Here is a 24,422-nt window from a genome sequence, read left to right as displayed (position 1 = left end):
GAACATTGCGATCGGCTATGCAAAGGAGGCGCTTCATGTTTCGCGTCATAATCGTGGAAGACGAGAAACCGACATTGGATCTCATGGAAAGACTTATCGGCCGGCATCCCTTGCTGGATGTGGTAGGCGCGTTCACGAGTCCGCTCGAAGCGCTGGCCCGCTTCGGAGAGTTAAAGCCGGAGATCGCTTTTCTCGATGTAGAAATGCCTAAGATGGGGGGCATCGAGCTGGCGGACAAGCTAAGGGAAGCCGACGAGGAGCTGCAGGTTGTTTTCACGACGGCTTATCCCGTCTACGCGGTGGATGCTTTCAAGGTGAACGCGGTCGGCTATTTATTGAAGCCGGTATTGCCGGAGGATCTGGACGGGGTGGTCCCCCGGATCGTCAAAAACCGCGAGATGCATGCCGCCCTTCGGCCGTTCGCGGGAATCGAGGAACCCACGGTTCGCTGCCTGGGCACGTTCGAGACGCGAGGAACGGACGGGAGTCTCCTGAATTGGCCTACCCGCAAGACGGAGGAATTGTTCGCTTATTTCCTTGCCTATCCGAAACGTCTGACGGACAAGTGGCAGCTTGCGGATCTCTTGTGGCCGGAGACAGAGGAGACCCGTTCCCTCCATAGCTTGCACAATACGATCTACCGGCTCAAAAAAGTGCTGAAAGAAGCGGGAATCGAGGTGGAACTGACCCACACGAACGAGGGGTATCTTTTCGAGGCCTCTCCGGCTTTCTCGGATCTAGGGCAGATGCGGGACTTCATGGCGCGCATGACGAAAGTCTACGGGAACAATGCGTCGGAAGCGGAACAACGGTTCCGTTCCTATCGCGGCTCTTTGTTCGGAGGCAAAGATTACCCTTGGAGCGCGAGTACGGTTTCCGAAGCCGCTTCGCACTATGCGTCACTGGCTCGATTGTTGACGGCCTGGTATCGGGAACGCGGCGATCCGGCGTCCGCGAAGGAGACGCTGCGCGTCTATCTCGGCCAAGCGCCGTTGGATGAAGAGATCCATGGAGAGTTGCTGCGGCTATACTTGGAAGCCGGCGAGACGGGATCGTTTCTCCGTCACTACGACAGCTACGAGCGACTTCTAGCGGAGGAACTTGGCATCGAGCCTCCGGAAGAGCTACGGCTGCAGGCACGGAAAATGCGATGACCGTTCCTGGGCGGAAACGGCGGTTAATAGGGAGCATGCAGCCGGAATTTGCTTTCTAATTCATCCGAGCGCGTATGCTAAGATAGAGTTATCGCATTCAGTGATTACGGGAGGCGCAATGGACAAAAAGCTATATACTTTGGCCCCGTCCGAGACGATGGACGATTTGCAACTGTTTTTCTTTCCGCCTTATATTACGTTGGCCCACATGTTTCACGCCCCTGAGGGCTGGGCTTTGAGGTCGAGGGTATTAAAGCAATTCCAGTTGCAATACGTGCTGGAAGGCGATGCCGAGTACGAGATCGAAGGATTGCGTTACCGTACGTTAAAAGGGGATCTTCTGTTTCACGGCCCCGGCGAAGTCCATCAAGTGGACACTGTCGGCGGGAAGCCATACGTATGCATTTCCATCGTCTTTCATTTCGGAGAAACGGCCTATCCGATCCGGGAGCTGATCGGTTTCGGTCTGAACGGAGCCAAACTGCCGCATCATATGGGCAACTATAGCGAACATCCGATCGAGAATCGCTTATCCGAGCTCGTTCATCATTATCGGCAACCGGGCTTATATCACCAGCAGCGATCCCAGCAGCTGTTAATGGACATTCTCCTTTCTCTGGCCGAATCCCGTCGCAAGCGCTCGGAAGTGTCCGTTACGAAGGAAGCATCCGGGACGGGGAAGCTGATCCTGATTCGAAATTACATCGATGCGCATCTGAAGGAAGGGTTTCGGCATGAACAATTGGAGGAGCTTACGGGATGGAGCCGGAATTACGTGATCGCCCAGTTCAAGCAAACGTTCGGCATGTCTCCCGTCCAATATTTGGTGTGGATCCGGCTCGAGAAGGCCAAGCAATTGGCGCTGCAGTCCGGCTTGTCGTTCGGGCAAATCGCGGTGGAAGTCGGGTATTCGGACATCCACGCGTTCTCGAAAATATTCAAGAGGAAGACGGGAATGAGCCTAAGCCAATTCGTGGCGACCTTGTACAGGGATACGCCGGATAGATAGTCGGAATGTGACGGAGAGAAGACGTACGATCGCCAAGCGCGCATCGTACGTTTTTTTATTTCCAGTGTGATATTGGATAAATCATTATGACTCTTAGCCAAATACAGATGCCAAGAAAGCGCTTATAATCTCCTTAAGAAGTTGTAACCAACATCATTTTGAAGCGTGGAGGAGATCTCGATGAGCGCCTCTCATCAGAAGAGAGATTACAGTCTTTCCGGTCCGGAAGGCAAGTTGGCTCAAGAACGCGGGCTTGCGTCCGCCGAATGGTATGCGACGCCCATTCCCCGCAAGCGAATGAAAGAACTCATGCAGCGTAGGAACGGACCGGCTATCCGCGATACGGTAATTTGGTTAAGTCTACTGATCGGTTTCGGATATTTAGCTTATCTATCTTGGGGAACATGGTGGGCATTGCCTGCGTTCCTCGCCTATGGCATCCTCTACTCTTCTCCCGGGGATTCCCGTTGGCACGAGTGCGGGCACGGAACGGCTTTTAAGACGCCTTGGATGAACGAGTGGGTGTATCAATTCGCTTCTTTCCTCGTCCTAAGACCGGCAACGCCTTGGCGTTGGAGCCATACCCGGCATCATACCGATACGTACATCGTAGGTCGCGATCCCGAGATCGCGCAGCCAAGACCTCCGGTGTGGAAAATTATCATGCTGGAAATCATGCACCTGTACGCAGGGCCTCGGGACATCAAGCGAATGTTCATGCATTGCTTCGGCATCATCGACAAAGGCGAGAAGGAATACATCCCGCCAGCGGAATATCGCAAGACGTTCTGGGAGTCGAGGGTATACGTTCTTATTTTCGCCGCGCTAATCGCGACCTGCATCTATACGTCAAGTATTTTGCCCGCCATGTTCATCGTCTTGCCTTCCTTCTATGGCTCCATCCTCGTGCTCGTATTCGGGTTGACGCAGCATGTGGGACTGAACGAAGACGTGCTAGACCATCGGTTGAACACGCGAACGATCTATATGAATCCGGTATTCCGGTTCCTCTACTGGAACATGAACTACCATATCGAGCATCATATGTTCCCGATGGTTCCCTACCATGCGTTGCCCAAGCTACATGCCGAGATGAAGGCCGATTGTCCGCCGCCAAGCCCGGGCCTCGCGTCGGCATTCAAGGACGTCGTCACGGCGCTGCTCAAGCAAAGGAAAGATCCGACTTACACGATCGAAAGGGAGTTGCCGGCGACGGCGCAGCCTTATCTGGTCGGACCTACTACGAATGGAGGAATGAAAGATGTCGCAGGGATGGATTGAAGTATGCGAGGTCGGAGAGATCGACGAGGAGGACGTTATCCGGTTCGACCACGGCGCGGTATCCTTAGCGGTTTATCGTTCGGATAAGGACAAGTATTACGCTACGGATGGTTTCTGTACGCATGAGAGGGTCCATTTGTCTGACGGTCTGGTTATGGGAAGCGTCATCGAATGCCCTAAGCATAACGGCCGGTTCGATTATACGACGGGGGCGGCCAAGAAAACCCCGGCATGCGAGGCTCTTAAAACATATCCCGTGCAGATCGAAGCCGGCAAAGTGTATGTCCAAATCGACTGAGGGGGAGAACGACATGACGGAAGCGGGAATCGTGATCGTAGGTGCGGGAGAAGCCGGCGCCAGGGCGGCGCTCGAGCTTCGCGAATGCGGATGGACGGGAAGCATTACGTTGATCGGCAAAGAGAGCCGGGCTCCTTACGAGCGCCCGCCGCTATCCAAAAGCGCGCTGGTCGAGGAAAGCGAGCCGTCCCCGGCTTTCATTCTCGACGAGACGAAGCTGGATCGCCTTCGCATTCAACTGATTACGGACAGTAAGGTTTCGGAAATCGATAGAAACGGCCGTAACGTTCTTATGGAGGACGGCTGTCGTATCCCTTACCATCGTTTGCTGCTGACGACCGGGGCCAGCCCCCGCAAGCTTGCGCTCGAAGGGTCGGATACGTCCGGAGTGTTAGGGTTGCGCTCGTTCGGGGACGCCTTGGCCATTCGTTCCCGGTTACTGCCGGGCAAACATATCGTCGTCATCGGCGGAGGATTTATCGGGCTCGAAGTCGCCGCGAGCGCCAGGGAAAAAGGCTGCGAGGTAACGATCGTCGAGGTTGGCCCGCGGATTCTAATGCGAGGCGTTCCGCTGCCGATCGCCGAGGTCGTAGAGGCGAGACATCGCTCGGCGGGGGTGGAGTTTAAGCTCGGGATCGGGTTAGCGAAAATAGAGCTCGAAGGGGATCGCTATGCGATCATTCTTGCGGATGGGACGGTTGTCCGCTGCGATACGATTATCGCCGGTATCGGAGCAATTCCGGAAACGTCGCTGGCCGCGGCTTGCGGACTCGACATCGATAACGGAATCGTCGTTAACGACAAGTTAACGACGAGCGATCCTCATATTTACGCGGCAGGGGACTGTTGCTCGTTCCCCCATGCCCTGTACGACGGGCAACGGATCCGTCTCGAGGCGTGGAGGAACGCCCAGGATCAAGGCATCGTCGCCGCGCGCAATATGGCGGGCGCTTCGGAGAGCTACGCTGCCGTGCCGTGGTTTTGGTCCGATCAATATGACCTGACGTTACAGGTAGCCGGATTGCCGGATCGCGCGGCAACGATGGTGAGAAGGGAATCTCCGGACGGCGGGTTCCAAGTGTATTTCCACCTTGCGGAGGATGGACGAATCGTCGCGGCGAGCGGGATCGGCCGAGGCGGCTTAGCCAAGGAAATCCGCGTCGCGGAGATGCTGATCGAGCGCGAAGCCAGACCGGATCCGGCAAGTCTCATGAATCCGGAAGTAAAATTAAAGACGCTGCTCGCACTCTAATCGATTGAAAGGGGTTGGCTTTGTCCCATGAAATTTTCCGATTTCGCCGGTTCCGGCGAGCAAGTATCCCGAATCGGGTTTGGCGCGATGGGCTTGGGGGGGGCTCTCGGGGCTTATTCGGAGAACGAACTCGTACGATCCGTTCTCCATAGCTTGGACCGGGGAGTTACGTTCATCGATACCGCGCGCGCTTACGGCGATTCCGAGCGGTTAGTCGGCAAAGCGTTAAAGGAATGGAAGGGCGAGAAGCCGTTTCTTGCGTCCAAAGTGATGTCTCTCGGACCCGGTAGCGTCGGCTGGGGGACTCCGATTCCGGTGGAAAGCGCTTATCCGGCGGGTTGGCTGAAAGAAAGCACGGAAATTTCTCTTAGAGAGCTCGGAGTAGACACGATCGATCTTATGCAGCTGCATCAGTTCTGGCCTCAGTGGAGCAAGAAGGACTACTGGATGGAAGAATTGCTTCGTTTGAAAGAAGAGGGAAAAATCCGCTACGTCGGCGTTTCCTTGCCCGATCAGCGGCATGATATCGCGCTCTCGCTCGTTCAAAGCGGCACGATCGATGCCGTTCAGACGGTGTTCAATATATTCGATCCGCTGCCATTGGATTGCTTGATTCCGTTCTGCGAAGAGAACGATGTCGCGTTCATCGCGCGTTGCGTCATGGACGAAGGCGGGCTTAGCGGGTTTCTGACGGAAGAGTCGACCTTCGAGGACGGGGATTACCGTAAGTCTTATTTCGATTACGTTCCCAGGAACATGTATATCGAGCGGATAAACCGGTTGCGGAAATTCATTCCTCAGTATGCGGATAATTTGGCGGAGCTCGCCATCAAGTTCGTGCTCCAGCATCCGGGCGTCACGACGGCACTCGTCTCGATGCACGTGCCGGCGTATGCGAATCAAAATATCGCCGCTCTGGACAAAGAACCGCTCCCGGATCACGTATTCGAGGAAATCTTCAGATATCATCGCTGGGTGAGGAATTTCTATGACACGAAATTCTGGTAAGCCGGACAAGGTGCTATGGTCGGAGTTGCTGCCTTGGGAATTCAAACGTCGGTTAGCGGATTGTCCGCTCGTCTACTTGCCGCTTGGCATCTGCGAGCCGCATGGACAGATCGCCGCCTTCGGATTGGATACGATCAAGGCGGAGTGGCTATGCGAGAACGCGGCGAGGGAAGCGGGAGGCATCGTCGCTCCCGCGATGGGATATCACGTTCACGAGTCGGGTTATCATGCCAGATGGCTGGAGGATACGGTCGGGGAGTGCAATCCGCATATGACCGGCATGCCGCCGCACGTCTTTTTGCATTTTTTCCTCTATCAATTGAGAGCGTTCGCCAATGCTGGATTTAAGGGGATCGTCGTCGTCTCCGGTCATAGCGGGGGTAATCAATTCGATCTTAGAAGGGTAGCCGAACGGTTTTCCATCTATGCTTCAATTCCCGTATTCGTGGCGAGCGACCCTGAGCTGGTGACCGGCCGATACGAGGGAGATCATGCAGGGAAATACGAAATCTCGCAGCTGCTTTATGTAAGACCCGACCTCGTAGACTTCGCGAAATCGGATCTGCATCGATTCGCGGATGCGGGGGGGCCGCTTGCGATCGGAGACGACGCGCATCAAGCTGACCCTCTTCTAGGGCGGGATATTATGGAGGCTTGTCTTCGGAAGCTCATCCAAGAGGCGGAATCTTTAAAAGGCAGGATCGGGAATGACGCCGCTACGATTCCGATCACCTATGAGGAAATCGAGGCGCTATGGCAGGAGCTATGGCAAGTCCGGCAGGACTGGATAACCGCGAGGCCAAGGGACGGGCAGTTGCCTGTCTCTACCCGTTCGCAATGGAAAAGCTACGAGCGCTTGGAAGTTTAATGAATCGAGTAAAAGGGGGGAGGGGAGAGCCGTGAAGCGAGGAATAGAAGAAAGCACGTTTAAGGGATTCCGGGCATTGCGGATGGAGTCCGAACTCATGGAACTAATCGTCGTGCCCGAGCTTGGCGCCAAAATCGTCTCCCTTCGGTATAAGCCGACGGGCAAGGAATGGTTGGTCGATTCGGGCTCGAGGTTTCTAGCTCCCGTCGAATACGGCTCGGAATTCGGACAGGCTGATTTAAGCGGTTGGGACGAATGTTTTCCTACGATCGTTGCATGCGGCTATCCTGCGGAGGGAGTTTATAAAGGAGCTCTTCTGCCCGATCATGGCGAATTGTGGTCGATTCCGTGGGAAGCAAGTGCATATGGCGGAGAATTGACCTGTAAAGTAAACGGCAGGGCGCTTCCGTACGAGTTCACGCGGTCGATAAGTTTCCTCGACGACAATAGCGTTCGAATTGAATACAGCGCCGCCAACCTTTCGTCGGAACCGTTATCCGTTTTCTGGTGCGCGCATCCGCTTTTCGTGGCTACGGAACAAAGCCGTATTATTTTGCCTGCCGAAGTGACGCAATTGTTATGCGTAGACGGAGGGCAAAGATTAACGAAGGGACGCCTATACGAATGGCCGCACGGTGACGGAAGCTTGCCGCGCGGCATCGATCTTATCGGACCGCTGGCGGCTAAAGATTCGAGGAAGTACTACGTGAACGGTCGGGTAGAGGAAGGCAGGACGGGTCTCATCGAAAGAGACAGCGGCGAATACGTTACGTTGGAGTGGGATCCGGTACAATTGCCATACTTGGGCGTATGGATCGACGAGGGGCGACTTATCGGACACCAAACGGTATGCGCTTTGGAGCCATGCAACGGGTTCTACGATCGTCTAGACGAGGCATACGGGCGCGGTCGGACGGTACGGATCGAAGCGAACCAAACCGAACGATGGGCTCTCCATGTTCGGTTGGGCGCTCAACCGGTCGAATAATCGCCGGGATTAAGGATATTGCAACGTCACGGGAATGACGGCTTGAGAGAGCTGATCATTCCCTTCTATTTGTTGGACGAGCTGTTCGACGGCCGTCTTGCAGATGGTCTCTTCGTCTTGGCTGACGTAAGGGATGTCCGGCAAGTTCGGTTGGTCGAACGTAAACATCTCGACGTCTTGGGGGATTTGGCGGCCTAGCCGTTTCAAAGCGGTATAGACTTTCCCGGCCAATATCGCGTTTACGGTGAATACGGCGGTAATATCGGGGTGCTCCTTAAAGAATTCGTATATAAATTCGACGCTTTTATTCGAGTCCAATGCATCCAACGCGATGAAGCACCACAAGCTCTTGTCGATCGGTACTTTGCGGTCGATAAAAGCTTTCTCGAATCCGAGAGCGCGGTCTTCGGTCGCCGAGTTGGTGTTCTCGGGCGATATGAAGGCTATTTTTCGATGTCCTTTGTTCAATAAATAATCCACGGCTTGAAAAGTTCCTTGTAGGTCCTCGGAAATGACGCTCGAAGTGTGGATATTTTTGAGATACCGGAAAATAAGCACGATCGGGAATTTATCCAGCGTGAGCCGGAGGATGGATTCGTTGTATTTCTCGTTGACCGTCGGTAAAATCAGCAGCCCCTTAACGCCTATGCCGTGAAATAAACGGATCGCTTCCGTTTCTTCGGCGAGGCTTTCGTTCGTGATCCGCACGGTGAGAATGTATCCTTGCTGACGCAAGTATTTCTCCGTATATTTAAGCAACCTCTGATCTACCCGCGTATCCATCGAAGGAACGATGAGTCCGATGCATCCTTTGTCATGCTGCTGGGCGATGACGGGCTCCGTCTTCGTGCTCTCCGCCACGAAAGTTCCTTTGCCTTGGAACCGGGAAAGGATGCCTTCTTCCGCCAAAGCAATGACCGCGTTTTTGGCCGTGATCAAGCTGACCGAAAATTGCCGGGTCAGCTCGACCTCGGAAGGCACTCGGTCTCCGGGGCGCAAAATTCCGAGGCTGATCTGTTCCTTGATGTGGTCTTGAATTTGCTTATACAACGGTTTATCTCTCATAGTCAGGACCTCATTATATTGTATATGTTGAATACAGTATATATGACTGACAATGGTTTGTCACCTAATGATTGTAAATTATTTCAAGTATATAGGGCGATTGAGGGGTTTCGATTATAAATTTATATTGAATTAGATATATACAACATACTATGAATAGCCTACTATTTGGATAGAAGTTGAAAGCGCTAACAACAAAAGGGGATGATTACGCATCATGAACTCTAAAGCCAAGTTAGTGATTCAATGGTCGTTTGCGGTTTTGACGGCTTTTCTGATCTCGGGATTTCTGATGATTCAAGAAGCAAAGGCCGCACCCGTCTTTTCCGGGGAGATTTTACCGAAAATGTCCGATTCCTTCATGACTTATAAAGACGGTTACTACTATCTGATTTACAGCGATTACAAGAAAGACATCTATATTAATAAATCGGCGAGCCTGTCCGGAATCAACGCGGGCACCAAGGTCAAGGTGTACACCGCGCCCGCGTCTGGCGCCGATAGCGAAGACACCTGGTCGCCATTCCTCTATTTCATCAATAACAAATGGTATATCTACTATTCGGCCACCGGAGTTAAAGGGGATGCGTTCGGCCACAGAGTTTTCGTTCTGCAATCGGATACGACGGACGCCCAAGGCGGTTACACTTCCAAAGGGCAATTGGTCGATCCGTACGATTCCGGCAACTCCCGCTGCGCTTTAACGTTAGCGCCGTTCGATTATAACGGCAAGACTTACGCCGTATTATCGCGATGCAATATCGTCGATCCGGTCAAAGGCGCGCTAAGCAAAGTCAGCATCATTACGATGAGCGATCCTTGGACGGCCAGCTCGGACGAATCTTTTATTTCCGAGCCGACTTATACATGGGAAGGACTTGTGGATGAAGGGCCGGTGCCGTTGATCCATAACGGAGACTTGTTCGTCTTGCATTCGGCTAACGCGACGCATGACGATTATAAGATGGCGTTGGTCAAGTACACGGGCAGCAATCCACTAAGCGCGGGAGCCTGGACGAAAACTTCCACGCCCGTGTTTCAAAGCTATTCGGGAACGGACGGGAACGCGATGAATCCGGGAGTTCCCTCGGTCGTGAAGTCTCCCGACGGCACGGAAGATTGGCTTGTCTATCATGCTTGCAACGGTCCGGAGAATTGCAACGGGTGGAACGAGCAATCGATGAGAGCCCAGAAGTTCACTTGGAACGCGAACGGCACGCCCAACTTCGGAACTCCGCTTCCCGTCGGAGTGTCGCGTTTGGTTCCATCGGGCGAAACCGGCAACGATGCGCCGCTCTTGAGCCGATTCAACGACTCGGCGACAGGGACGGGAATGAATCAGATCGAGTATTCGGCCAATTGGTCTTCCGCTTCGGGCTGCTCGATTTGTTATAACAACGACGAGCATTTCAGCAACGTAACCGGCTCCACCGCCACGATCCGTTTTACGGGCAATCAAATCAAGATCTACAGCTCTTTGGACCCAAGCCACGGGAAAATCGGCTTTTCTCTGGACGGCGGGACGGAAAAGCTCGTCGACTTGTACGAATCCGTCCGGCATTGGAACGTCGTTTCATATTTGAGCCCGATCTTGGATGACGGTCCGCATACGCTTACGATTCGGGTAACCGGGCAGAAGAAAATCGGCAAGGATGCCAACAACCAAGATATCCAGCTCGGCACGGACACTTTCGTATCGATTGATAAGGTCGAGGTTACGGCGCTGACGAACGTCGAATCGGGAACGACGACCCTTAACGATACGGTTAACGGCACGTATACCTCGGGATGGTCTTATGGAACGGGATGCGGTTGTTATTTGAACGACGAGCATTTTACGAAAAACGCGAACGAATACGTAACGATTCCTTTCTACGGAACGAAGATTCAATATTACGGCTCGAGGGATCCATCGCACGGGATCGGAGCTTTCTCCATCGACGGGGGAGCCGAGACGAACGTCGACTTCTACGCGGGTGCCAGACAGTGGAATCAGTTAATGTACACGAGTCCGACCCTTCCGCTTGGCTACCATACGCTTAAGGTTAGGGCAACCGGCACGAAAAACGCATTGTCGAGCGATAGTTTTATTACGTCGGATGACGTGGTCGTGACTGGAACAATCGTGACGGTAAACGACTCTACGATCGGAACGAGCGCCAACCAGTTTAAGTATACGGGAGCATGGTCTTCCGCTACCTCTTCGACGTGCGGCTGCGAATGGAAAGACGAGCATTTCGGCAACGCGACGAACGCGACGGTCGAAATTCAGTTTTACGGCACGCAGATCGAGTATTTCGGATCTAGAGATCCTTCGCACGGCATCGCGGCCTTCTCCATCGACGGCGGCGCGGAAACGAACAAGGATTTCTATGCTTCATCCAGGCTTTGGGCGCAATCGATATATACCAGTCCCGAATTACCGCTAGGCTACCATACCCTTAAGATCAGAGTTACGGGCACTACGAGCGGAACGGGAGCGGGGGCCAACACCTACATTACCGTCGACAAAGTGAAGATCCACTAACGGCATCGCAGAAAGGATTGTCCAACCATGATTAGCACCAGCATTCGCTTAAAGCCCGAACCGATTACATTGGCTCTGTTAGAGCAACTCCAGGCGGAAGGGCTAATCCGTTTGTTCAACCCGACAGAAAGAACGATTCAAGCTCTTCCCGGAGAGAACGCAGTTGAATCGCTATACGAGTCGCCCGAGGAGTACGGTCCGCACAAGCTCATTGCCGTCGGCGTCAACAAGTACAAAGTCCGACTCGGTACTCATCCGGATCATGAAGAGTTTTTGATTCCCGCTCACGGGAACGAAGTAAAACCCGTATATCTCTTGATTTGCCGACTGCGCAAGGAGGAGGCGCTGGCAAGCGATCGCCAAGGGACGCTGAAAACCGAAGATTTCACCTGTCTAAGCTTATATCCCGCCCCGCGAGGCGCCGAGATGTTCACTATGCTGGCTGGAACGTTGCATTGCGAGTTCACGATTCCCGGCGACAAGGCCATCGGCCCTTTCTACGTAACGGAATCAAGGGATCTTCCGATCGAATGGATCGATCTCAATCGGCATTCCTTTGAACTGGATTCGCAATCCGACCAGTTGGTTCAGCCGGAGATGCCGCAACGCATCCGTAAAGTAGGCTTATGTCTGACGGAGCCGGACGGAAACGGGCAACGGGGAGTCGTTCTTAAAGGACCGGGCCGCTCCACGTTAACCGAAAGCTTGCCCGTTCGGATCGAAATTCGCGACGAGAGCGGAGAAACCGAACAGGTTGCTTCCGGTTACGACGTAATCAAGGAAAGCGGATCCGAATGGATAGGCGAAGCGGTCATCCGCTTATCCGAGAAGCAGTCGATTCGGGTAACCGACCGTTATTCCGTCGAAGCGGACCACGTGCGAATTCATAGGAGCTTGAAGGTCGCTGGGCGCAGCAACAAAGCCTTCCTCTCCCAATTAACGTTTCGCACCGAAGAAGGGTTAACGGTTCTGGACGCGAACGTATTCGCTCCCGGCATGCTCTACGGTACGTTCAACAACATTACGAAGACGGCCATCGGCGGCATGGAAAACTACGTGTCCGGCATGAAAGAGCTCATCATCCGTGAGGACCGAATGCCCGCGCCGACTTTCGGACTTCATTTCAAAGACGGATCCTCCGTCGCAATCTTGCACGAGAACGCCCTCGGCGACACGACATTCTCCGAGAGCATGGATACCGAAGCCGTTCCGTTCGTCGATGCCCGGTTCCAATTCGGATCGCTGGGATGCGTCGAGGAAGAAGGAGCTTTGCGCACGGGGTTCTGGTTTCCGGGGACGGAGGGAGGAGCAACTTATTCCGGAGATACGTTCCCTCACGGGCAGATGAAGAAATGGCGCAGACGCTATCATCCTCTGACCGAGGAAGTCAGACATGACTATTCCGTTAGCATCCGATTCGGGCAGGACGAAAGCTTCCCGCGATATTTCAACGAAGCGTGGAGAAGGGCTTGGACGCATTACGCTCCGGAGGTCGTATTGCAAGACTCGGAGCTTATCCGCCGGAGCCAGAACAAGATTCTGCACAGCGTCGTCGATAGAACCGATGGCCGCGTGACGCTTCCGATCGCCTTCGATAGCGTCTCCGGCAAAGTGTTGGAGCGGGATGCCTATATGGGCTTCACGGGAAGAAGCATCGAAACCGCCTATTTCTTGTTGCGGGAAGCCGCGAGGGATTCCGAGGCGGCATACGCCTATCGCGAATCGGCTTACGAGATTCTCCGGACATTTTGCGAGATTCAGATGTGTCCGCCTACGACCGAAGGATTCGCCGAAGGCGGCGGATGGATCAACGTCATTCGCGATCAGCCGTCTCTCCGGGCTTTGTCGGAAGGCGCCCGGTATATGTTGAAAGCTTGGGAGTTCGAGAAACAAGCGGGGCGCGATCATTCGGAGTGGCACAAATGGGCGATGGATTTCGGAAACTGGCTTCTCGGGCAAGAATTGCCCGGCGGGGGTTATCCGCGAACGTGGAAAGCCGGAACGGGAGAACCCGCACAAGTGTACCCCGAGAGCAGCTATAACGCGATCCCGTTTCTTATTCAGGCGTACGACATCTCCGGAAATCCGGGTTTCATCGAATCGGCCGTTCGTACGGGAGAGCTATGCTGGATTCACGGACAAAGGGATGGATTTTTCGTTGGCGGCACGCTCGACAATCCGAACGTCATCGACAAGGAAGCGGCCACGATCTCGATGAGAGCTTATATGACGCTTTATGAAGCTACTTGGGAGCCGAAATGGCTGGAACGGGCGAAGGCGGCGGGTGACGCGGCGGAAACATGGATCTATTGCTGGAATGTTCCGATGCCGACCGATGCAACGGACGAGCAGCTTCATTGGAAGCAGGGCGTTTCCACGGTGGGCGTGCAGCTGATCGCCACCGGACATTCCCTCGCGGATACGTATATGGCTTTCGACGTCGCCGAATACGCCAAGCTCTACAAGTATACGGGGGATGAACATTACGCCGAAGTATCCCGGATCTTGTTGCACAACACGAAGCTCATGATGGCCATGCCCGGCAGACCGTACGACCTGCATGACGTCGGCTGGATTCAGGAGCACTGGAGCATCGCGCCGAGAAGGGGCGTCGGGATGAGCCGAATTTGGCTCCCCTGGGTGGCGGTAAGCCACTTATGCGGCATCGTAGAGTTGGAAGATTTCGATACCGATCTGTATCGAACGTTTACGACGGCTTAAAAACAATCAGATAAAGGGGAAATGCATCTTGTTCAAAATCATGGCTAAGACCACGTTAGGTTCCGTACTCGTTCTATCGCTTCTTCTATCGGCTTGCAGCAAAAACAATAACGGAGCCCCTGCGGCATCCGGAAGCCAAGCGACGAGCAGCGAGTCGCAACCGGCGGCATCGGAAAGCGCCAGCGCCAGTTCGCCTGCGATCGATCCGCTAGGCAAATACGATCCGCCGATCGAGATTACGACTTTCCGTTCCACCAACGAGACGTTGGAAGCGAACCTTCCGGCAGGAGAAACGCTGGATAAAAACCGCTGGCTGGATGCATTCGAGCAAGATCTCGGCATTAAAGTCAAGTATGACTGGGTAGCCAAGGCCGGCGATCAATACGATCAAAAAATTAACCTGAGCCTCTCTTCGGGCGCGCTGCCGGACATTATCCCGGTTAACGTGAACCAACTGAAACAGCTGGCGGAAAGCGATCAAATCGAGGATTTGACCGCCGCGTTCGAACAATACGCGTCGCCGCTGACGAAAGAATTGTTAATGCAAGAAGGAGATCGTCCGTTTAACGCCGCGAAATTCAACGGCAAGCTGATGGGCATTCCAAGCATCGCCTCCTCCAGGGAAACGCAGAACTTCGTGTGGATTCGCGAAGACTGGCTGAAAAATCTGGGTCTGACGCCGCCCAAAACGATGCAGGATCTGTTGAAAATCGCGGAAGCTTTCACCAAGAACGACCCGGACCAAAACGGCAAAAACGATACGCAGGGCTTAGCTCTGATCAAAGATCTGACGAACGTCGGTTACGCGGTATTGGAAGGCTTCTTCAACGGATACCACGCTTATCCGGGCATCTTCGTTAAGGATGCGAACGGCAAGTTGGTATACGGTTCTACGCAGAAAGAGATGATCGCTCCATTGACACAACTGCATCAGATGTACGTGGACGGCATCATCGATAAAGAATTCATTACCAAAGACGCAGGTAAAGTGGGCGAGGATACCGTAGCGGGCAAGAACGGCATGTTCTTCGGTGCGCACTGGAACTTCGCTTGGCCGATCCAATTGGTTCACGACGCGAACGTCAAAGCCGATTATCAGGCGTATCCGATCGTCTCGATCGATGATAAGATGGCCATGACGGAAGTCAACCTTGCGACGAATACGTACTATGCCGTGAAGAAGGGCAGCAAAAATCCGGAAGCGATCGTTAAGCTCATCAATATGTTCCTGGAGAAAAACTACGGAGCGACGAACGATTTCAACAAGTACTATCGCGATACGGAAGGTCATGAATTATGGTCGCTTTCTCCGTTCTCCGCGCTTCCGCCGAATAAGAACATTGAGAACAACATCGCGATTCTGGACGCGATCAAGAATAACGACAATTCCAAGCTGAATCCGGAATCCATGAGCGTCTGGGATAACGTAATGAAATACAAAAACGATAAAGACGAGGCGAACCACGGCTGGTTCAAAGCTTTCTCGGAGAACGGCGTGGGCGACCTCATGGTACAATACGCGAACGACAATCGTCATATTTTCAACGAGTTTTACGGAGCGCCGGGCGATAACATGAAGAAATATTCCGCGACGCTATTGAAATTCGAGAAAGAAATGATCACGAAGTTCATCGTCGGCAAGGAACCGCTATCCAACTTCGATAAATACGTAGCGGACTACAATAAGCTCGGCGGCGAAGCCATCGAAAAAGAAGTCAACGAATGGAGCCAAAGCTTGCAAAAGTAGAACGGAAAGCGGGTTATGGGAGGAGAGGGCAACCCCTCGCCTCTCTTCCCATTTTTCGCAACGGAGGGAAGTCATGTTTCTGAACCGGATTAAAAAAGAGCTGCCGTTACATTTGATTATTTTGCCGGGCTTGGCGCTCGTCGTCCTGTTCTCCTATTTGCCGATGGCGGGCATCGTGATCGCTTTCCAGGATTTCGTTCCGGCCAAAGGACTGTTCGGCGCCCAGAAGTGGGTCGGCGGGGAAAATTTCGCGTACGTGACGAATATGCCGGGGTTCTACACGATACTTAGAAACACGATCTATATCGCGTTCGGCAAAATGCTGATCGGATTGCTCGTGCCGATCGCTTTCGCCATCATGATTAACGAGGTTAAGGGCAAGGCGTTCAAGAGAAGCGTCCAGACGATCATCTATCTGCCGCATTTTCTTTCCTGGGTTATTCTTAGCGGAATTCTCATCGACATCCTGTCTCCGTCCAGCGGGATCGTGAATTCCATCATCAAAGCGTTTGGTTTTCAACCGATCTATTTTCTGGGCGATAACAGCACTTTCCCTCTGACTATGATCTTCTCGGACGTGTGGAAAGAATTCGGATTCGGCACCGTCATTTACTTGGCTACGATCAGTACGATCGACCCGCAGATTTACGAAGCTTCCAGCATCGACGGGGCCGGCAAATGGAGACAAATCTGGCATGTTACGTTGCCCGGCATGCGGATGATCATCGTTCTGGTCGCCTTGCTGAGCTTAGGGAACATCCTGAATGCGGGTTTTGACCAAATCTTTAATTTATACGGTCCTGCCGTCTACGAAAGCGGGGACGTCATCGATACATTCGTCTACAGATTAGGCCTGCTAGATGCGCAGTTCGGTCCGGCAACGGCAGTGGGGCTATTGAAGTCGGTCGTTTCGACTTTGTTCATCGGAGGAGCCTATTACGCCGCCTATCGATTTGCCAATTACAGGGTTTTCTAGAGGTGAATATTAATGAAGGCTAACCGGATAAAAGAAAACAGGACTTTCGCGATCGCGATCCATCTCATCCTCGTGACGACTTCGCTTCTGTGCTTATTCCCGCTCGTTCACGTTCTGGCCGTATCCTTCAGTTCCGGATCGGCGGTCGCGGCGGGCAAGGTTACGGCATGGCCGGTCGACTTTACGCTCACCGCTTACCGTTACGCGTTAGAGCGGGTCGAATTCTGGCGCTCGCTCGTCGTCACTCTCGAGCGGATCGGCATCGGATGGGGAGTCAGCATGGTGATGACGATCTTGATCGCTTATCCCTTATCCAAGGACAGCAATGAGTTCCGCTACCGCACTTTTTACGTGTGGATATTCTTTTTTACCACGTTGTTTAGTGGGGGACTCATTCCTTTTTACATGGTGATCCGGAATCTGCACATGTTGGATACGATCTGGGCGCTGGTCTTGCCGGCAGCCGTACCCGTGTTTAATATTTTGATCCTGCTTAATTTCTTCCGACAGTTGCCGAGGGAAGTGTCCGAATCGGCGCAGATGGACGGAGCGAGCCATATGACCATTCTATGGAAGGTTTACGTGCCGATGTCGACGGCGGCGTTAGCCACGCTGACGTTGTTCGTATTGGTTACCCATTGGAACAGCTGGTTCGACGGTTTGATTCTCATGAACAAACCCGAGCACTATCCGTTGCAAAGCTATCTTCAGACGGTCGTCTTGCAGAAGGATATTTCCTTGCTGGTCAAGAACACGTCCGACCTCAATGAACTCGCCAAAATGTCGGACCGTACGCTTAAATCCTCCCAAATTTTCTTGGGCGCTCTCCCGATTATGATTACTTATCCTTTCTTGCAAAAATATTTCGTCAAAGGAATCGTTCTCGGCTCCGTAAAGGGGTAGAGGGCGAAAGAATATGGCTTCATGATGACGAACCCTTGCGGATGCAAGGGTTTTCGTATTGTCTATTTTCCTGGACTAACGTCAGGAAAATCGCAATTTGTACGATTATCGATGAATTCGCCGATTTTCTTAGGAATAGCCGTTTTTCTGAATTGAGAGCGACAGCTAGATCGGCTACGCTGAAGCCCCGGGGACAAGAAAGGTAAGCCTGCCCGATAAACCATTCGATTGTAGAGGAGGATCCGTAATGAGAATCGAGGGCAAGAAGCTACGCCGTTGCTGCACGTCTCTGCTCGCCGCAGCCAGTCTATCGGCGACTTTGTTGATGGCTGCGGGAACCGCGTCGGCTAGCACGACAAGTCATTCGTTCAATACGGGAACCGGTTTGCTGAACGTGGATTACGCAAGTTATTTATCCAAGCACGACATAGTGTTCAACTCCCCCACTGCCGATCCGAAGAGCGGCATAACGGTCGGCAACGGCAAGGTAGGGGCGCAGATGTGGAACACCGCGGGCGGCTTGACGATGCAGGTGTCCGGCGTGGATGCTTCTCAAGAGGGCTTCGCCTCGCAAGGGCTCGTCAATTTGTATTCCAATCCGGGTTTCGATGCGAACTATTCCACCTATCAGCAGAGGTTATCCCTATATGACGGTCTAGTCACAACGAAGTACGATAACAACCGTACCGTGACCGTCATGGGCTCTCCGAACTCCGAAGTGATCGGCATTCATGTCGACGACAGCCGTACGGGCTTGTCCAGCGTCTCGCTCGATCTGAGCTTATGGGACGTGAGCGGCTTTGGCGGCGGAGACGTGCCGGACATCAATACGTGGAGAACGGTGTCCGCGTTCGCCGACCCTACCGTGGCGGGCTTCAGCCGAGGGCAGACCGACGCGAATAAGTTCGGATACACATTGGCCGCGACGGTCGAAGGTGCTAGTTTCACGACCCAGACGGTGAACGGAAGCAAGGTTAGGCTGAACATTACGCCGACGTCCAGTTACACGATCTGGATCGCATGCGCGAGCCGGCTTAACGCTCCGGGCAATAATTCGGTTAACCAAGCGAAGTCCTTGCTTACGAGCGTGAAGAACGTTGGTTATTCCTCCACGCTAACGAGCTATAGGAACTGGTGGCACGATTTCTGGGGCAAATCCTTCGTGCAGTACTCGAATCCTTCCGGCGATGCGGATTATATGGAGAATATCTATTATCTCGGCAACTATATGATCGCGGCAGGCGGCTACGGCAATTATCCGTTTCACTTTATCAACGGCGCGTTCAGCGGCGTGAACGACAACGATAGCACCAAGTGGAGCAATGCCTATTGGTATTGGAACCAGAGGGATATCTATAATTCGTTCCTGGCCTCCAACCACGCGGACATGATGAATACATTCAACAACCTGTATAGCCGTAATTTTAACGCGCTTAAGTCCTATACGATGACTCGATACGGGATAGACGGCATTTGGGTGCCGGAGACCATGGGCTGGGATGGCAACGCACGGGGGACGATCGACAGCGATTTCGTCAACGATATCATGTCCACGGGGACGGAAGCGGCACTCAACATGTTCGCGCAGTATAAATACACGAACGACTCCTCTTACCTCAGTAACGTGGCTTACCCGTTCATGAAGGAAGTCGCCAAATTCTATACGAGCAAGCTCTCATTCAACTCCGGCACCGGAAAATATTACATGGCAAGCTCTAACTCGCACGAGACGTATTGGGACGTTCAGAATGCGATCACCGACCTTGCGGCCGTGAGGAGCTTGTTCCCCAAAGCCATCCAGACGAGTCTGGCGCTAGGGCTCGATAGCGCTCTGCGCACGCAATGGCAGAACGTCTTGAACAATCTGGTCGCTTATCCCGACGATCCGGCGGATCCGAACAAGTACTTCCCGCATACTCCGCCTGCTTCGCAAATCCGCAACGGGGAGAACGTCGTGCTGGAGCTGCTCTGGCCTTATGACGTGAGCGGGATTGGCGCTTCGGATTATCAGAAGCTGGTGAACAACTTTAACAGTAGGATCTTCACCTACGGCGCGATCTGGGATCCCGGCGCGGTTCAGGCTGCCAGGCTTGGGCTAGGCAATGCCGCCTACGACGGGATGAAGACGATGCTCCAACGGTATCAGACATTGCCGAACGGCCGAACGAACGATACGAACGGCGAGTTCGAGTACTTGGGCGTGCATCTTTCCGCGATCAACGAATCCCTGCTTCAGAGCTACAATGACAAGATTCGAATTTTCCCGGCGGTGCCAAGCGATACGGCTTTCAACGCCAAGTTTACTTTGCTGGCGAGAGGCGGATTCCTCGTGAGTTCGGAGAAGGAAGGCGGGGAGATCAAGTATGCGGGCATCAAGAGCTTGTACGGAAACGCGGCCGTTGTCGTAAATCCTTGGGGCACGCAGCAGGTTCAAGTGAGGAGGGCGTCGGATAACGCGATCGTTCTTACATCCTCTAACGCGGAGTTCACTTTCAATACGGCCGCCAACGGGACGTATATCGTCGAGAGAACGGCGAAGCCGCTCGGTAGCTATACGTATTCTCAGTTGAACGGAACGGCGAACCAAGGAGTGAAAAGCTTAAGCGGAACGAACAGCAAGTTGGGCACTGCAGGCGGAACGATACCTCCTTCCGGTTCGATGATGGTGAACGACGACGCCCCCACGGGTTTTAATTACGGAGTCGGTTGGAACAACAGCGTCGGCCGCGGGCTCGGGGATTACAACGACGATATCCATTACGCGACGACGAACGGCGCTACGGCCGAGTTTACTTTTACCGGTACGGGCATCGACTACATCAGCGAAAAATACTCGGATATGGGCAACGTGGACGTCTATATCGACAATGCGCTGCAAGCAAACGTGAATCTGAACGTTAGCGGCGCCAGGCAAGTCCAGCAAACGGTGTACAGCAAAACCGGTCTGGTTAACGGCACGCATACGATAAAGATCGTCAGCAAATCCGCGCAGGTGGCGGCGATCGACGCGTTCAGAGTGTATGCGGGCGGGGGAAGCGGGGGCACGGGCGCGCCGATCGGTCAGACGATCTCGATGAAGGCGATGGCGAACAACCAGTATGTCTGCGCGGACAACGCGGGGGCTAGCGCCCTGATCGCCAATCGGACATCGGTCGGACCATGGGAGCAATTTGTCGTGGTCGACGCGGGAGGCGGAACGGTCTCTTTGCAAGCGGTCGCCAATAACAAGTATGTAACCGCGGGCGCTTCCAATCTCATCGCCGACGCGACTTCGATCGGTACGGGGCAGAAATTCGTATGGGTAGACAATACGGACGGCACGTTCTCGCTTCGATCGTCCGCGAACAACCAATACGTCTGCGCGGACAACGCGGGAGCGGCGGCATTGATCGCGAACCGAGCAACCATCGGCATATGGGAGAAGTTCCAGCGGTAAGAGGGGTAACAGAACCGATAACCATTTTTCGTAGGAGGAATGTGTGATGGCTTTGAACAGAAGAACGATATTTCTTGCGCTCGCGTTCTTGTTGGCACTGCCCGCGATCATGTTGAACTCGGCCAAGGTGGCGAATGCCGCTTTGCCGGTCATCGGGGAGACGATCGCGTTAAAAGCACTCTCGAACAATAATTACGTATGCGCGGACAATTCGGGCAACGATCCGCTCATCGCGAACCGCGTGACGGCGGGCGTCTGGGAACAATTCGTCGTGCGCGATGCCGGCGGAGGATTGTACGCGTTACAGGCGAACGCTAACGGTAAGTACGTCTCCAAGCAAACGAATAATTTGCTGGTTGCGAGTGCCGCCGCGATCGGCGCGAACGAGAAGTTTCAGATTATCGACGCCGGAGGCAGCAATATTTATATCAAATCCAACGCGAACAATCTCTATGTCGATGCGGATGTCTCTCAGACTTTGCCTTTGATTGCCAACCGGACGAATGCCGGGCCATGGGAGACGTTCCAGAAGGTCGTCGTTTCCTCCCCGCAACCTCAGGGGCCGCACTACTTGGGCGTTACATTCGGATTTTCCGACCTGACGCTGAATGGAGGACCTTACACGAACCAAGGCAATCAGATATTCAATCTGCCCTTGTTCAAGAGCACTGGGGACGAGGCGAAATTCTGGGACAATTACGTCGAGGAGCTGGTCACTTCGGGGGTCGATTTCGTGGCGCCGACGATTCGGGGTTATCTGGATCCCGCGCTTCCCGCAAATAGCGGCGGAGATACGAGGAAACTCAGCGGACTCGTGGCCGCGATTAATCGAAGAGGAGTAGCCGGTCAGTTGAAGATCAGCGCGCTGGACGATACGCCGGCATCGATGACCGACAAGAAAAACGCGTTTAAGCACGGGACGGGCGGTTATTCGCCTCCATTCGACGTGGGCGACGCGAACGGCACGGGCGAAGGCGGGTACAAGTACATCTGGGACAACAATCTTCGCGCTTTTTTCCAAGCCGTTCCGGACAGCATGAGGTTTAAGATCGACGGTCGTCCGGTTATTTACGAATGGGCGATGGGAGACTTCGCTTTCACGAATCAGGGCAACGGGAATCTGAAGAAAATGGTCGATTACATCCGGGCGCGGGCGCAAGCGGAATTCGGCGTGAATCCGTACTTGATCGTCGATCAGTCCTGGATCAGCGAAGATCCGACCGTAGCGGCGGTCGTAGACGGGGTGCATTCGTGGTTCCCCGTGCCGGGAGGCCGAACGGTCACCGCGTTTAACGGCAAGAATTTCGGCGTCGCGGTTCCTTCCTTCCGTTTCTGGGTCGGTTCGACCAACATGAACATCGACCCTAATCACGGACTAACGTTCATCGATAATCTGAATGCGACCGTGCCTAACAGTTTGGTCACGCTTGTCGAGGGCCATTCCGACTGGGAAGAGAACGCGGCAATGTGGAGAGGAAGGGAAGGAACTTACGCGACGACCAAATACGATTATCCGAATCAGATGATCAATATCCTACGGAAGTTTTCCAGTAATCCCTTCCCTACGGCGCTTCGGATCGAAGCGGAGAGCGCGGATGCGTATTACGACACGACGGCGGGCAGCGCGACCGGAGGCATCTACCGAGACGGCGACATGGATGTCGAGACGACGCCGGATTCCGGCGGGGGTTGGGATGTCGGGCATACGGCGGCAGGCGAATGGCTGGAGTGGAAGGAAGTGCCGCTGCAGGGGACGGTCACGATGAAAGTGCGGGTGGCGTCGACAACGGCGGGCAATAGGGTTCGCTTCGTCATCGACGGAGTCGCCGGCGCGACAATCACAGTGCCGAACACCGGCGCATGGCAGACTTATCAGACCGTGAACGCCGGGACGTTCACTTTTGCCAGCGGGTCCTATCATACGGTGCGCTTGGAGATACTAGACGGCGGAATCAATCTGAACTATTGGACGAATTGATCCGGATCGGATAGGGGACAACCGCGGCTCTCGCCTTCCCGCAGAGCCGCGGTTTGTTTGACTGTTGTCAAACTCGGAAGAATGCTCTAATATTTTATGCAAACGTTAATTCAATGTTTGGAGAAGAGGTAGGACGATGCCGGTTACGATCAAAGACATAGCGGCCGAGCTCGGAATATCCGCGACGACGGTGTCCCGTTCACTTAAGGACGACGTGCGGATTACGAAGGAAGTCCGGGAGCGGGTAAAAAAGTTGGCGAGGAAAATGGGATATCGGCCCAATATGATGGCGAAGAGTCTCGTGAGCAACCGGACGGAAACGATCGGGTTTCTGGTCGATAACTTGAGTTGGTCGTTCTTCAGCGAGCTTGCGGAGTGCGTGCAGAACGCGGCGGAGAAGCACGGTTATTCCGTATTCATATACAGCAGCCAGAAGAATGCGGAGCGGGAGCGCGCGGGCGTGGAAAGCTTCCTGTCCCGCGGGATCGACGGATTGCTGATATTCGCGACGGAAGCGAAGGAGAACGAGGATTTCTACGGCGAACTGGCCGAAATGTCTATTCCGGTTGCGTATTTCAACCATTTCGACCCGATGAACGTGAATTGCGTCACGACTGACGATTACGACGGAGCGCGCAAGGCGATGAAGCATCTGAAAGAACTGGGACATCGCAAAGTCGGATATATCGGCTCAAGGGAAGATAGCTCCTTTAAACGCCAGAGGCTGGCAGCTTACCAGGACGCGGTAGCCGACTACGGCTGGGATATCGTGCCGGAGTGGGTCGCGCTACAAGAAGACGATCCCCTCTACGGTTACAGAGTGACGAAGGAATGGCTTTCTAACGGAGGAGACAAACCGTCGGCGATATTCGCCCAGAACGACATGCTCGCGTTCGGGGTATGCAGGGCTGTCGCAGAATTAGGGCTACGCGTGCCGCATGACGTCTCGGTCATCGGGTACGACGATCTCGACATGTGCATGTCGCTACATCCGCCGCTAACGACGGTGAAAATACCGTTAAAACAGCTTGCGGAGTCGGCAATTCGATTTTTGGTCGAGCGTATCGGGACCGAAAAGTCGGAGGACGACGTTCGGCTGAAGACGACCTTCAGCCCGAATCTCGTCATTCGTCAATCGACGGCCCGTTACGAAGGATGATTTTGAGGGATTGAAGCGTTCATAACGACCTAGCCCGGGTTCCGGGCTTTTT

Annotated in this window: 17 protein-coding genes; 16 read left to right on the top strand and 1 reads right to left on the bottom strand. The window is 53.8% G+C overall.

The genetic code is table 11. From position 1 onward, the window contains the following. The first annotated feature begins 35 nt into the window (after positions 1 to 35). The 8 genes from D7Z26_RS21555 (at position 36) to D7Z26_RS21520 (ending at position 7,858) form a co-directional block, all read left to right on the top strand. Positions 36 to 1,154: a response regulator gene (locus D7Z26_RS21555; RefSeq protein ID WP_158602396.1), complete on the top strand. Its 1,119-nt coding sequence runs from the start codon at positions 36 to 38 to the stop codon at positions 1,152 to 1,154. Positions 1,155 to 1,272: 118 nt separating this feature from the next. Continuing rightward, a complete protein-coding gene (locus D7Z26_RS21550; protein WP_120979082.1) occupies positions 1,273 to 2,163 on the top strand; it encodes a helix-turn-helix transcriptional regulator in 891 nt (296 codons plus the stop codon). A 180-nt stretch (positions 2,164 to 2,343) separates the two neighbouring features. Beyond that, complete coding sequence (locus tag D7Z26_RS21545; RefSeq protein WP_120979081.1) at positions 2,344 to 3,444, top strand: fatty acid desaturase family protein; 1,101 nt, start codon at positions 2,344 to 2,346, stop codon at positions 3,442 to 3,444. After that, on the top strand, positions 3,425 to 3,742 hold the full coding sequence (locus D7Z26_RS21540) for a MocE family 2Fe-2S type ferredoxin (protein WP_120979080.1): 318 nt from the start codon (positions 3,425 to 3,427) through the stop codon (positions 3,740 to 3,742). Before D7Z26_RS21545 ends, D7Z26_RS21540 begins: the two co-directional genes overlap by 20 nt. A 13-nt stretch (positions 3,743 to 3,755) precedes the next feature. Next, positions 3,756 to 4,994: an NAD(P)/FAD-dependent oxidoreductase gene (locus tag D7Z26_RS21535; RefSeq protein ID WP_120979079.1), complete on the top strand. Its 1,239-nt coding sequence runs from the start codon at positions 3,756 to 3,758 to the stop codon at positions 4,992 to 4,994. Between the two features lie 27 nt (positions 4,995 to 5,021). Continuing rightward, positions 5,022 to 6,002, top strand: coding sequence for an aldo/keto reductase (locus D7Z26_RS21530; protein ID WP_120979078.1), 981 nt, complete (start codon positions 5,022 to 5,024; stop codon positions 6,000 to 6,002). Beyond that, positions 5,983 to 6,870 carry a creatininase family protein gene (locus D7Z26_RS21525; RefSeq protein ID WP_120979077.1) on the top strand — a complete coding sequence of 296 codons (888 nt, stop codon included), beginning with the start codon at positions 5,983 to 5,985 and terminating at the stop codon, positions 6,868 to 6,870. Before D7Z26_RS21530 ends, D7Z26_RS21525 begins: the two co-directional genes overlap by 20 nt. 31 nt (positions 6,871 to 6,901) lie before the next feature. Continuing rightward, positions 6,902 to 7,858 carry an aldose epimerase family protein gene (locus D7Z26_RS21520; protein ID WP_120979076.1) on the top strand — a complete coding sequence of 319 codons (957 nt, stop codon included), beginning with the start codon at positions 6,902 to 6,904 and terminating at the stop codon, positions 7,856 to 7,858. A gap of 9 nt (positions 7,859 to 7,867) precedes the next feature. On the opposite strand, the gene D7Z26_RS21515 is transcribed toward D7Z26_RS21520, so the two are convergent. Next, the gene (locus D7Z26_RS21515; protein WP_120979075.1) at positions 7,868 to 8,923 is read right to left on the bottom strand and encodes a GntR family transcriptional regulator; all 1,056 of its coding nucleotides are present in this window, start codon (positions 8,921 to 8,923) and stop codon (positions 7,868 to 7,870) included. Between the two features lie 217 nt (positions 8,924 to 9,140). Between D7Z26_RS21515 and D7Z26_RS21510 the strand changes: the two genes are divergently transcribed. The 8 genes from D7Z26_RS21510 (at position 9,141) to D7Z26_RS21475 (ending at position 24,370) form a co-directional block, all read left to right on the top strand. Continuing rightward, entirely contained in the window at positions 9,141 to 11,450 is a 2,310-nt protein-coding gene (locus D7Z26_RS21510) for a glycoside hydrolase family 43 protein (protein ID WP_120979074.1), read from the top strand. Positions 11,451 to 11,477: 27 nt separating this feature from the next. Continuing rightward, complete coding sequence (locus D7Z26_RS21505) at positions 11,478 to 14,171, top strand: hypothetical protein (RefSeq protein ID WP_120979073.1); 2,694 nt, start codon at positions 11,478 to 11,480, stop codon at positions 14,169 to 14,171. Between the two features lie 28 nt (positions 14,172 to 14,199). Further along, positions 14,200 to 15,918, top strand: coding sequence for an extracellular solute-binding protein (locus D7Z26_RS21500; protein ID WP_120979072.1), 1,719 nt, complete (start codon positions 14,200 to 14,202; stop codon positions 15,916 to 15,918). 73 nt (positions 15,919 to 15,991) lie between these two features. After that, positions 15,992 to 16,894, top strand: a complete 903-nt coding sequence (locus D7Z26_RS21495; protein ID WP_120979071.1) for an ABC transporter permease — start codon at positions 15,992 to 15,994, stop codon at positions 16,892 to 16,894. A 12-nt stretch (positions 16,895 to 16,906) separates the two neighbouring features. After that, on the top strand, positions 16,907 to 17,797 hold the full coding sequence (locus tag D7Z26_RS21490) for a carbohydrate ABC transporter permease (protein ID WP_120979070.1): 891 nt from the start codon (positions 16,907 to 16,909) through the stop codon (positions 17,795 to 17,797). A 247-nt stretch (positions 17,798 to 18,044) separates the two neighbouring features. Further along, positions 18,045 to 21,233, top strand: coding sequence for a glycosyl hydrolase family 95 catalytic domain-containing protein (locus D7Z26_RS21485; RefSeq protein WP_199731755.1), 3,189 nt, complete (start codon positions 18,045 to 18,047; stop codon positions 21,231 to 21,233). A 46-nt stretch (positions 21,234 to 21,279) separates the two neighbouring features. Beyond that, the gene (locus D7Z26_RS21480) at positions 21,280 to 23,211 is read left to right on the top strand and encodes a DUF5010 domain-containing protein (RefSeq protein ID WP_120979069.1); all 1,932 of its coding nucleotides are present in this window, start codon (positions 21,280 to 21,282) and stop codon (positions 23,209 to 23,211) included. Between the two features lie 136 nt (positions 23,212 to 23,347). Continuing rightward, positions 23,348 to 24,370 carry a LacI family DNA-binding transcriptional regulator gene (locus D7Z26_RS21475; RefSeq protein WP_120979068.1) on the top strand — a complete coding sequence of 341 codons (1,023 nt, stop codon included), beginning with the start codon at positions 23,348 to 23,350 and terminating at the stop codon, positions 24,368 to 24,370. The last annotated feature ends 52 nt before the right edge of the window (positions 24,371 to 24,422 follow it).

The organism is Cohnella endophytica (assembly GCF_003628305.1).
Classification (GTDB): Bacteria; Bacillota; Bacilli; order Paenibacillales; family Paenibacillaceae; genus Cohnella; species Cohnella endophytica.
Note: the sequence above shows the minus strand (reverse complement) of the source record. Positions and strands in the feature narration are given on the sequence as shown.